Source organism: uncultured Thermomonas sp., from assembly GCF_937872235.1.
Lineage (GTDB): Bacteria > Pseudomonadota > Gammaproteobacteria > Xanthomonadales > Xanthomonadaceae > Thermomonas > Thermomonas beijingensis.
Genome location: NZ_CALMPC010000021.1, coordinates 24,125 through 35,133, shown reverse-complemented (window position 1 = coordinate 35,133; position 11,009 = coordinate 24,125). Strand labels below are relative to the sequence as shown.

The 11,009-nt window shown below is 63.0% G+C and carries 10 protein-coding genes; 8 read left to right on the top strand and 2 right to left on the bottom strand.

The features are described from left to right. The 5 genes from sufC to QWB57_RS02265 form a co-directional block, all read left to right on the top strand. The coding region (gene sufC / locus QWB57_RS02285) for a Fe-S cluster assembly ATPase SufC (RefSeq protein WP_288968159.1) at nt 1-489 on the top strand (489 nt) is incomplete at its 5' end. Between the two features lies 1 nt (nt 490). After that, a complete protein-coding gene (gene sufD / locus QWB57_RS02280; protein ID WP_288968157.1) occupies nt 491-1,732 on the top strand; it encodes a Fe-S cluster assembly protein SufD in 1,242 nt (413 codons plus the stop codon). Continuing rightward, complete coding sequence (locus tag QWB57_RS02275) at nt 1,729-2,961, top strand: cysteine desulfurase (RefSeq protein WP_288968155.1); 1,233 nt, start codon at nt 1,729-1,731, stop codon at nt 2,959-2,961. The genes sufD and QWB57_RS02275 overlap by 4 nt, the downstream gene beginning before the upstream one ends. A 141-nt stretch (nt 2,962-3,102) precedes the next feature. Then, nucleotides 3,103-4,971: a CHASE2 domain-containing protein gene (locus QWB57_RS02270; RefSeq protein ID WP_288968154.1), complete on the top strand. Its 1,869-nt coding sequence runs from the start codon at nt 3,103-3,105 to the stop codon at nt 4,969-4,971. Then, a complete protein-coding gene (locus tag QWB57_RS02265) occupies nt 4,968-6,371 on the top strand; it encodes a M48 family metalloprotease (protein WP_223627970.1) in 1,404 nt (467 codons plus the stop codon). The genes QWB57_RS02270 and QWB57_RS02265 overlap by 4 nt, the downstream gene beginning before the upstream one ends. A 93-nt stretch (nt 6,372-6,464) precedes the next feature. On the opposite strand, the gene QWB57_RS02260 is transcribed toward QWB57_RS02265, so the two are convergent. Together QWB57_RS02260 and ubiH are read right to left on the bottom strand one after the other, a co-directional pair. Continuing rightward, nucleotides 6,465-7,667, bottom strand: coding sequence for an FAD-dependent oxidoreductase (locus QWB57_RS02260; protein ID WP_288968153.1), 1,203 nt, complete (start codon nt 7,665-7,667; stop codon nt 6,465-6,467). Continuing rightward, the gene (gene ubiH / locus QWB57_RS02255) at nt 7,664-8,896 is read right to left on the bottom strand and encodes a 2-octaprenyl-6-methoxyphenyl hydroxylase (RefSeq protein WP_223627966.1); all 1,233 of its coding nucleotides are present in this window, start codon (nt 8,894-8,896) and stop codon (nt 7,664-7,666) included. The genes QWB57_RS02260 and ubiH overlap by 4 nt, the downstream gene beginning before the upstream one ends. A 42-nt stretch (nt 8,897-8,938) precedes the next feature. Between ubiH and QWB57_RS02250 the strand changes: the two genes are divergently transcribed. The 3 genes from QWB57_RS02250 to QWB57_RS02240 are packed head-to-tail and all read left to right on the top strand — an operon-like array spanning nt 8,939 to nt 11,003. Further along, entirely contained in the window at nt 8,939-9,508 is a 570-nt protein-coding gene (locus tag QWB57_RS02250; protein WP_223627964.1) for a DUF6580 family putative transport protein, read from the top strand. Beyond that, nucleotides 9,508-10,059: a cob(I)yrinic acid a,c-diamide adenosyltransferase gene (locus tag QWB57_RS02245; RefSeq protein ID WP_223627962.1), complete on the top strand. Its 552-nt coding sequence runs from the start codon at nt 9,508-9,510 to the stop codon at nt 10,057-10,059. Before QWB57_RS02250 ends, QWB57_RS02245 begins: the two co-directional genes overlap by 1 nt. Nucleotides 10,060-10,091: 32 nt before the next feature. Continuing rightward, nucleotides 10,092-11,003: a histone deacetylase family protein gene (locus tag QWB57_RS02240; RefSeq protein WP_288968160.1), complete on the top strand. Its 912-nt coding sequence runs from the start codon at nt 10,092-10,094 to the stop codon at nt 11,001-11,003. Nucleotides 11,004-11,009 lie beyond the last annotated feature (6 nt).

Below are 11,009 nucleotides of genomic sequence, written 5' to 3'. Positions count from 1 at the left end.
GTCAACAACACCTATTTCTTGCGCGCCGCCTACAACGCGCAGCGCAAAACCCGCGGCGAACCTGAACTCGACTCGATGCAATTCCTGAAGAAGGTGCGCGAGAAGCTCGCGGTATTGCATTTGAAAGATGAGCTGTTGCATCGCGCCGTCAACGAAGGATTTTCGGGTGGCGAAAAGAAGCGTAATGAGATTTTCCAGATGGCACTGCTGGAGCCAAAGCTCGCCATCCTCGATGAAACCGATTCCGGCCTCGACATCGATGCATTGAAAGCCGTCGCCGATGGCGTCAACGCGCAGCGCTCGGCGGAACGTTCCTTCCTCGTCATCACCCATTACCAGCGCTTGCTGGACTACATCAAACCCGATGTGGTGCATGTGCTGGCCGATGGCCGCATCGTGGAAACCGGCGGGCCAGAGCTTGCCTTGCAGCTGGAAGCGCACGGCTATGACTGGATCAAGAACCGGCTGACGCCGGAAACGGCAGCCTGAAATGAGTGCGCTTCTGGACTCTCTGGCCGCGGATTTTCAAGGCGATGCCTCCCAGCGGGTTGCGCTGGATGCCTTGCTGCACGACGGTCTGCCGCAGCGCGCGGAAAGCTGGAAATACACTTCCCTGCGGCAGTTGGAGCGGCGCAGCTTCGTGCCGGCACAGCACGTTGCAGTAGAGGCCATGCAACTGGCCGCCATCCCCGAACCACGCATCGTGTTCGTCAATGGGCAATTGGATGCCACACTCAGCAACCTGTCCGGGTTGATCGGCGGCATTGAGGTGCAGGCGTTGTCGCAACAGCCCGATTCCGGCAACGTCATGCCGCTCTCCGCGCGCAGCGACGAGCCATTTGCCCGGCTCAATGCCACGTTGGCACGCGAAGGTGTGTCGATTCACGTGGATGCCGATGCGCACATGGACACACCACTGCATCTTGTCCATGTCGGCAGCGCGCAAAGCAATGGCGATGCGGCGTGGCATCTGCGCCATCGCATCACACTGGGCGAAGGCGCATCGTTGTCGCTGGTGGAACACGAGCTGGCGGTCAGCGAACATGCCCATCTGGGCAATGTCGTGATCCAGGTGCAGCTGGCCGAACGTGCACAACTGGGCCACGTGCGCCTGCAAGATGCGCCGGCACGTGCCAGCGTGTTTGCCCGCACCGATGCCACACTCGCGCAGGATGCGGGTTATCAACGCATTGATCTTGAACTTGGCGCCGGCTTGTCGCGGCATGAATTGAATGTGCAGCTGCAAGGCGACCGCGCCGCACTCAACGCCAATGGCGTGCTGCTGGCCGATGGCCGCCGACATGTGGATACCCGGCTGGGAATCGACCATATTGCCCGCGACACGCGCTGCAATCTGACCTGGCGCGGGCTGGCAGGGCAGCGCGGCAAGGCGGTATTTCATGGCGGCATCACCATCCATGCCGGCGCGGACGGCAGCGAAGCTGCGCTTGCGAACAAGAACCTGCTGCTGTCTGCCGATGCGGAAATCGACACCCAGCCGGTGCTGGTGATTCATGCCGATGAGGTCAAAGCGGCACATGGCGCCACCGTGGGGCAACTGGATGCCACTGCACTGTTTTACCTGCGCTCGCGTGGCCTGCCGGAAGCACAGGCCAGGGCGTTGTTGACCGGCGCGTTCTGCCACGAAGTGGTCAACGGGATTGCCGATAGCAGCACGCATGCCGCGTGTGCAGCGGCGCTGGAGCGGGCATTGGTACGGGTAGGGGCATGAGTATGGATGCCGCCGCTATCGACTGGGCCTCGGTGCGTGCCGACTTCCCCCTGCTCACCCGGCAAGTACACGGCAAGCCGCTGATCTATTTCGATTCGGCCAATACCGGGCAAAAACCGGCGTGCGTGATCAGCGCCACCGACGATTTTTATCGCCATCACAATGCCAATGTCAGCCGTGCAGTGCACGCGCTGGGCAGTGAGGCCACCGAGGCGTACGAAGGCGCACGCAGCAAGCTGGCGCGCTTTTTCAATGTCCGCAGCGACGAGTTGATCTTGTGCAGCGGCACCACCTTTGCCATCAATCTGGTGGCGTATTCCTGGGCACTGCCGCGCCTGCAACCCGGTGACCGCATTCTGGTCACGCGCATGGAACACCATGCCAATATCGTGCCGTGGCAGCTGATCGCCCAGCGCACCGGCGCTACGCTCAAGGTGGCTGAACTGCTGCCCGATGGCGCACTGGATCTGCCTGCACTGTATGCGGCGATGACGCCCGACGTGAAAGTGCTGGCACTGGCGCACACCTCGAATGTGCTGGGTACCGTCAACCCGGTGGCGCATCTCTGCAAGGAAGCGCGCAAGCGCGGCATCATCACACTCATCGACGGCTCGCAGGCCGCACCGCACATGCCGGTGGATATCACCGCGCTGGATTGTGATTTTTATGCCATCACCGGCCACAAGATGTGCGGCCCCACCGGCACCGGTGCACTGTGGGCACGACGCGAACACATCGACGCCATGCCGCCGTTTCTGGGGGGCGGCGAGATGATCAAGGAGGTGCGTTTCGATGGCACCGTGTTCAACGAAGGCCCGCACAAATTCGAGGCCGGCACGCCCAATATTGCCGGTTTCGTGGGCCTCGGCGCGGCGGTGGATTACCTCTCGCAGCTGGGCATGGCCCATATCGAAGCGCGCGAGCAAGCCTTGCTGGCGCACTTGACCGAAGCACTGCACGGCATCGACGGCCTGCACATCTTCGGCCGTGCGCCGCGCAAGGCGGCGGTAGTGAGCTTTGCCATCGACGGCACCCACTCGCACGATCTGGCCACCTTGCTGGATCTGGAAGGCGTGGCAGTCCGCTCCGGCCAGCACTGCGCGCATCCGCTGTTGCAGTGGCTGGGCGTGGGCACCACCTGCCGTGCATCGCTTGCGTTCTACAACACCCACGAGGAAATCGACGCCTTCATCGTGGCATTGCACAAGGTGCGCAAATTGCTGGGTTGATTTTCGGCTAGCCGCTTGGCCGCAACCGCCCATGCATGCAAGATGTCCGCTCACGGCCCCTGTTCACGCATTGCAACCTCGATCGGGGACACCGGATCAGGGACACTGGGCGAACCGGCCGGCAACAGGGGATGACATTGCATGGGACGCAAGCGGCTGCGCGCGGCACAAGCCCATTTGGACGCCACCATGGCCACCCTTGCGGTGTGGTTCATGGATCAATGGGCCAAAATCGAACGCGGCTATCGGCGGCCCTTGACGTGGGTGGCGCTCAAGTTGAAGTTCGCGTTCTATCCCCTGCTGGCCTGCGCTGCATTGGGTTGGCTGAGCTGGGATTGGACGCATGGCCGCAGTCTGGATTCGGCCGAAGACAGCGTGTTCGACAGCATCGTGCAGTGGCGGCCGGTGGAGCCGCAGCCCTCGGGCAGGACCTTCGTCGTGGAAATTGATGATTGCTCGCTGGAGTGGACCCGGGCGCAAGGCATTGGTGGCTGGCCATGGCCACGCACAGTGCATGCGGACTTGCTGGATACGCTGGATCGCGCCGGCGTGCGCGCGGTGGGGGTGGATGTCATGTTCCTCGACCCGCACAAGGACGACCCGGATGGGGATGCCATGCTGGATGCGGTGGCAGCCGGCGGGAATGGACGTTTCATGTTTGCGGCATCGCGCCAAGCGGCGGATTTTGATGCCGCCTCACCTCTGCATGCTGCGCAAATTGCAGGGGCTTATGCGCTGGATGCAAAGGCGCATGCTCCCGGCCCGCCGGTGGCGGTGTATCTGCCGTTTGGTGCGTCCATGGCCAAGCACTCGGCGATTACCAATGTCAGCCGTGGCCAGGACGGCGTATTGCGCGATGTGCCGCTGCGCGAAGTGGTGGATGACTGGGCGCTGCCGACACTGCCGGCACGGCTGGTGTCGCAACTGACACGACAACGCGCGGCATCGCTACCCGATCATGTTCGGGTGAATTGGCGCCGCAACAGCCGCATGCCCTACATCAGTGCAGCCGATTTACTGGCCGGCAAACCCGTGTGTGAAGCGCCAGGCAGTAAGCTTCCAGACTTGCGCGGCTCCGTGGTGCTGGTCGGCTATACCGCCGCCGGCATCAGCGATACCAAACCCACTCCGGTAAACGCGGCGATGCCCGGAGTGGAAGTCTGGGCCGAAGCCACCGATGCACTATTGCACGGTGGCGTGGTTTGGATGCCGCCCAGCAGTTTCAAATACCTGCTGGCCTCGCTGCTATTGATCTTGACCACCTATGCGTTTTGGCGCGGCGAACCGCATGAAGATGTGGACGGCGTGTTCGTCGCTGTCAATGGCCTGCTGTTGACCGGCGCGGTAATCGGCCTGACATTTTTTGGCGTGTTCGTCGATATTTTCGCCAGTATCGGCTTTGTCAGTCTTTGTTTTGGCATTTGCCGCATGTATGCGGCGATCCAACGCGGTCGCGCTATCGGCAATAATGATTTTCGTGATGAATACGACCCCGATCGCTACCCGTGGCTGGCGATGGTGCGCTTGCGATATGTCAAAGCCGACGGCCTGACTCCCTTCGAAGCCGTGCGCGGCAAGCGCGAATACCGCCGTCTGCTGCGCAGGCAGCTGTATGCCGGTGGGGATGCGGTGATGATTGAAGGCATCGTGGAGCGCAAGAGTTGGCTCCACGAAATCCTCGACGACTTGATGCTGCTGATCTGGAGCGGGGCCGACCGCAGCAGTGTTCTGGAGCAGGTCAAGTCGGACCTGGATCGTCTGCATCAGTCGTTGAATCAGGGCGAACACCCGCTGGATGAGCACGGTCAAGTCATGCTGTGCATCTCGGTCGCCGAAATCGACGACCATCACGACGATACTACTCGCGGCGAACGCATGCGGCTGCGTGAATTATTGGGGCAGGACCTCAACGCTACTGACGAATTTGCCCTGTGTGCCGATAATCGCGAAGCACTCGATCCAGCGCATACTTTGGTCATCGACGACACCTCAGAACCGGATCTTCCATGAAGAACCTCCAGCGCCCGCGCGATCCATCCTCCCGGTTTGCACTTGCCTTGGCCGCTCTGTTGCTGAGCGGCTTGTTGGCTGCGGCTACGCCCACGCCACAGGTAACACCGGCCACCATTGTCAAACCCAGTGTGCAGGTGCACAGCAAACCGGATTTCGCCTCCCCGGCAGTTACGACGCTGACCGAGAACGCACAAGTCAACGTCACCGGTCAGCAAGGCCTGTGGTTCAAACTGGGGTTAGACGGCGGCAAGTCCGGCTATGTGCGGGTCAATGAGATTCGGGTGGCCTACGGCAGCAAGGAAACCGGCGGCTTAGGCAAGGCGTTGTTCACAGGCAAGGCTGGCAAGGGCCGAGTCACCGAAACCGCCAGTGTGCGCGGGCTGGACGAAAGTTCACTGAAAGCCGCCGCGTTCAACCCGGTGCAACTGCAGCAGATGGAGTCCTACCGCGCCAGCCCGGAGGCCGCCGAGCAAGCAGCCACCAAACAAGGCTGGAAAATCACCGACGTGGCTTACGCCGAGGAATACCAGCCGGAGAGTAGCAAGCCGAAGAAAAAAGGGTTCTTCGGGAAATTCAAATCGGATGACGGCAGCAGCAAGGCCACCCAGGCCGAAAAGCGCGAACGTTTCGCGGCGGCGCGCAATTTGTTGGGCTTTGTAAATCCCGGGCTTGCCAACACGGCCGCCTCGGGCGATGCGTTGATTGGCAAATCGGATGCAGAGGTGAGCCAGGAAGAGCTCGAACTCGGCCCGATGATCGCCGGCCGCGTGCTTGGCGCAGCACCGTTGGTCAAGGATCCTGCGATGCAAAAACGAGTCAACCTGGTTGGCCGATGGGTGGCGTCACGCACCAGCCGGCCTGGCCTGCCGTGGACGTTTGGCGTCATCGAAGACAACGAAATCAATGCCTTCGCTGCGCCAGGGGGTTATGTATTGATCACCCGTGGCCTGTATCAATTGTTGACATCCGATGCGGAGCTGGCCGGGGTGTTGGGCCATGAAATCGGCCACGTGGTGCAACGCGACCACTACGAGGTCATTCGCAAGCAGGAGAAGCTGGGCGCGGCCGGTGCCATCGCCTCCAGTCAAATTCATACCGGCGGCGGTGTCGCAGGCAGCCTTGCGCGTAGTTACATCGAAAAGAACGGTGCAGCAATCATGCTCACTGGTCTCGACCGTAGTGCCGAGTTCCGCGCCGATCACGCCGCCGGCATTTATCTGGCGCGCTCTGGCGGCAATCCACTGGCCTTTCTGGCCGTGCTGCAAAAAATGGCGGCACTGGGTTCGGCGTCGCCTGCCATGGCAACGCTGTACAAAACCCACCCGCCACTGGACAAGCGCATGGATGCCGTGGACAAGCAGGACAATGGTGAACTGGCAGCGTACTTGGATCGCTGAACATGCTGCCATCCCAGCCATTGCTGCAGTCCATGTGGCGCAGCAACTGCAACTGATGGTGGTTATCCGAAGGTGAGGTGATGGTTCGCGCCATCACTTCCCGGCCGCATGCCGCCACAGCGCGCGGGTCAGCGGTGGCAATCGGCCTGCGATACCCAAAAGCGAGCCGCGCAACAAGGTGGGCAGCAGCGCATCGTTGCTGTACACGCGATTGATGGCTTCAAACGCATGCGCACCCAGCGCATTTTCACTTCGCCGCGTGCGCGCCCAGCGTGCCAGTCGCGCCGGTGAGGTGATATCCCCACCGTTGGCTTGGGCGGCGCCAAGCGTGGTCTGCAGTGCAGCCACATCGCGCAGACCGTGGTTCACGCCTTGCCCTGCCAATGGGTGCATCACATGCGCGGCATCCCCCACCAAGAGCACCCGGTCCTTGGCCTGGGTGTGCGCCAACTGCCGGCGCAGCGGGAATGCCGCACGCGCCGACTGCAAGCTGAGCGCACCCAGTTCGCCGCCAAATGCAGTCGATAATTCATTCTCGAACTGCGCTGGCGGTGTATCCAGCAGCCGCTGCGCTTCCGCAGTGGGCAATGTCCATACGATCGAGCCCAATCGCGCATCCAGCACGGCATCGCCATCGGCTGAGAACGGTAAAAATGCCACCGGACCTGTGGGCAAAAAACGCTGCCAGCAGGTGCACCGATGCGGAATCTCACTGGCGACGAAGGCCACCAATCCACGCTGCTGGTAATCGTGCACAGGGGCTTCGATGCCGGCGAGCCGGCGCAACGCCGAATGCCCGCCATCGGCGGCGATGGCCAACTGTGCCTCCAGTACCAAGCCATCATCCAACCCGATGCGCACACCTGTATCCAGCTGCTCCAGCTGCTCCACCCGCGCCGGGCAGTGCACGCGCACGCCTGCGCCCGGTAGTGCCTGCCAGAGTGCATCCACCAGCACCGCATTTTCGACAATCCAACCCAGTTGCCGCTCGCCCAGTGCGTCGGCATCAAACACCAATGGATCACCACTTGCCGCATCCCACACCCGCATCCCGCGGTACGGCTGCGCACGCGCAGCCAACACCTGCGCCCACACGCCCAAGCGCGCAAGCAAGGCAGCGTTATCTGGCGCAAACGCAAACACCCTGAGATCACGCTGCTCACGTGTCCATGCGGTGGGGCGCTGTGCTTCCACCAACGCCACCTGCAAGCCTTCGCGGGCCAGCATCAAGGCACTGGCGGCACCAACCACGCCGCCGCCCACGACCACCGCATCCAATCTGCCGCGCCGGCTCATGCCACCTTCCCCCTGCACAGTGCGGGCACATCACCGCGATAGCCCATCGCGCCGCCCACCAGCCAGCCCTGCAAGCCACCGATGGCATCCCCGGCCAACAAGCCGGCGCTGCGCAGTGGACGCAGCCAAGCGGCATCATTCGAGGTGAATTTTGCCAAGCCATCGGAGAACGCCAAGGTGCGCGTGCGGTCTTCCGTACGCCGCAGCGCATACCGTCGCAGCACGGATTCATCGCCCGGATCCTGTTGCGCATCGGCAATGCATTCGGCCAAGGTCAGCGCATCCCGCAGGCCCAAATTGAACCCTTGCGCACCCAATGGGTGAATGGCTTGTGCAGCATTGCCCACCAGCACCGCACGCGGCGCCACCAAGGCGTCGGCCACACAGCGCTGTATCGGATAGGCGCTACGCGGACCCACCTCCAGCAAGCGCCCCGCGCGCCAGCCAAACACAGCCTGCACACGCGCCAGAAACGCGGCGTCCGGCAAGGCGGCCACGGCGTCCGCATCGGCACTGGCCACCCCATGCACCATGCCGTAATAGCCATCACCACGTGGCAACAATGCGGTGGGGCCGGTCTCGGTCAAGCGCTCGAAGGCGCTGCCATCCGGCGCACGCCGGGCGCGCAGGCGGGCCACGAACAAGGTTTGGCCGTAGTCGTGATCCTGGGTGCCGATCGCCAATGCACGGCGCACTTCACTGCGGTTGCCATCGGCGGCCACCAGCAGCTTGGCACGCACCTCGCGCTCGCCCGCGGCATCGGCAATCCGCACGCTGCGCAGGCCAGCGTCGATTGGCCCCACCCCCAAAAACCGCGCCGGACGGTAGCGGGTCAATTGCTTCAGCTGTTGCAAGCGCGCTTCCAGCGCCTCGCCAAAATCACGCGCCACCACCACCCGTCCGAATTCACTGCGGCCATAGGCGCTGGCCTGCAATTGGATACGGCCAAAATCACCCGCACGGCTGATATGGATCCGCCGAATACTGCCGGTGGGCGCGCGCATCAAGGCCAGCACACCCAAAGCTTCCAGCGCGTGCAGCGTGGCCTCGGCAAAACTGAGGTTGCGCTGGTCGAATACCGGCGGCAGCGCGCCCGTTGGAGCAGCCTCTACCATGCCCACATCCAACCCCAGCACATCCAGCGCGATGGCCAAACTGGCGCCCACCAAACCACCACCGACAATCACTACGTCGTGCGCCGGGGAATCACTACGAAGGTCTTGAGTCATTGCGCTATGCTAACGGCTTCGCTGCAACCAACGAATACCGCCATGAACCGTCCCGCTTCAATGACTGCCTCCGGCCCGCTGGTGCTGGCTGCGCTGATCTTCGCTGCCGCCCTGACCCGGGTGTTGCCGCATCCGCCGAATTTCTCGCCGATTGAAGCGGTCGCGTTATTTGGCGGCGCGTATTTCGCCAAACGCAGCTGGGCGCTGATCGTACCGTTGGTCGCGATGTTTGCCTCCGATTTGGTGCTGGGGCTGGTCAACGGCGGTATTTACTGGAGCTATTTCGCCAGCGCCGGTTATCTGACGGTGTATGCCTGCATCGCGCTGTCCACCGTGCTGGGCTTTGGCCTGCGCGGCAAGGTTGCTGGTGGCCGCGTGCTGGGCTATGCACTGGCGGGGTCGCTGCTGTTCTTCGTGGTCACCAATTTCGCCACCTGGCTGGGCAGCAGCATGTACCCGCAGAACGCGGCGGGCCTGCTGGCAGCGTATGTGGCCGGCATTCCGTTCTTCCAGTGGACTGTACTGGGCACCTTGTTCTACGCCGGCCTGCTGTTTGGTGGCTTCGAGCTGCTGCGCCGTGCCAACCCGGCGCTGCGCGCACAGACGGTCTGATGGGCAACCGGCTTTCCAGGATCTACACCCGCACCGGTGACGATGGCAGCACCGGGCTGGGGGATGGCACCCGCGTGGGCAAGGATTCGGCGCGGGTGGAGGCCTATGGCACCGTTGATGAAGCCAATGCCTGCATCGGCCTGCTGCTGGCCACGGACATGCCGGAAACCGTGCGTGACTTGCTGACCCGCATCCAGCACCAGTTGTTCGATCTGGGTGGCGAGCTGTGCATCCCCGGCCATGCGGCGATTTTTGATGCGGATATCGATGCGTTGGAAGCGCAACTGGACCAGTTCAATGAAGGTCTGCCGGCGCTGAAAGAATTCATTCTGCCCGGTGGCGGCGAAGCGGCCGCACGTTGCCACATCGCCCGCACCGTGGTGCGCCGGGCCGAACGCCGCACGGTGGAGCTGGCGCGGCTGGAAAACGTACGCCCGCAGCCAGTGCAATACTTGAACCGGCTCTCCGACTTGCTGTTTGTACTGTGCCGCGTGCTGGCACGCGCCAGTGGCCATGGCGAAGTGCTGTGGAAGCACGAGCGCCGCAAGTAATCCCCCAATCCAAGCCCTGCGCCAGCCTCGTGATTCAGGTTTACACCCACCCCGCGTGCCTCGCACACGATACAGGCCCCGAACACGTTGAGCGCCCCGCACGCCTGAGCACCGTCTTGCGCGCACTGGAAACCGCGCACCCCGACATCGACTGGCAACCAGCCCCGCGCGCAACCCGCGGGCAATTGCTGCGCGTGCACGATGAAGCGCTGCTGGCCACCGTGCTGGAAACCGCGCCACACGGCTTGATATCGCTTGATCCAGACACCGTACTCTCCCCCGGGTCGGGGGAGGCCGCCTTGCGCGCCGCCGGGGCCGGCGTGGCGGCGGTGGATGCCGTGCTGGAAGGCCGCACCCAGCGCGCATTCTGCGCAGTGCGCCCGCCCGGCCATCACGCTACCGCCAGTGCCGCGATGGGCTTTTGCCTATTCAACAATATCGCCGTGGCCGCGCGTCATGCGCTGGATAAACACGGGTTGGAACGGGTGGTGGTTGCCGATTTCGACGTCCACCACGGCAATGGCACGCAAGCCATCTTTGCCCAGGAACCCCAGCTGCGCTTTGCCAGTTCCCACCAATGGCCGCTCTACCCCGGCAGCGGTGCACACAACCAAACCGGCATCGGCAATATCGCCAACGCCCCCCTGCCAGAGGGCGCAGGCAGCGCCGCGTTTCGCGCCGCGTGGCAAACCGAGCTGCTGCCATTTCTGGATGCCTTCAAGCCGCAACTGGTGCTGATTTCTGCCGGCTTCGATGGCCACCAGCGCGACCCGCTGGCGAATTTGCAGCTGGATGCCAACGATTACGCATGGATCACCCGCGAACTGGTCGTGATTGCCAACCGCCATTGCGGCGGCCGGGTGGTTTCGATGCTGGAGGGCGGCTACGATTTGACCGCACTGGCCGAGTGCAGTGTGGCCCATGTCGACAGCTTGCGCTGGTAACCGTTT

Coding starts and splice junctions, on each gene's coding strand:
- QWB57_RS02260 (WP_288968153.1), bottom strand. CDS start 7,667: ATGAGCCGGCGCGGCAGATTGGATGCGGTGGTCGTGGGCGGCGGCGTG.
- QWB57_RS02270 (WP_288968154.1), top strand. CDS start 3,103: ATGGGACGCAAGCGGCTGCGCGCGGCACAAGCCCATTTGGACGCCACC.
- sufD (WP_288968157.1), top strand. CDS start 491: ATGAGTGCGCTTCTGGACTCTCTGGCCGCGGATTTTCAAGGCGATGCC.
- QWB57_RS02265 (WP_223627970.1), top strand. CDS start 4,968: ATGAAGAACCTCCAGCGCCCGCGCGATCCATCCTCCCGGTTTGCACTT.
- ubiH (WP_223627966.1), bottom strand. CDS start 8,896: ATGACTCAAGACCTTCGTAGTGATTCCCCGGCGCACGACGTAGTGATT.
- QWB57_RS02245 (WP_223627962.1), top strand. CDS start 9,508: ATGGGCAACCGGCTTTCCAGGATCTACACCCGCACCGGTGACGATGGC.
- QWB57_RS02275 (WP_288968155.1), top strand. CDS start 1,729: ATGAGTATGGATGCCGCCGCTATCGACTGGGCCTCGGTGCGTGCCGAC.
- QWB57_RS02250 (WP_223627964.1), top strand. CDS start 8,939: ATGAACCGTCCCGCTTCAATGACTGCCTCCGGCCCGCTGGTGCTGGCT.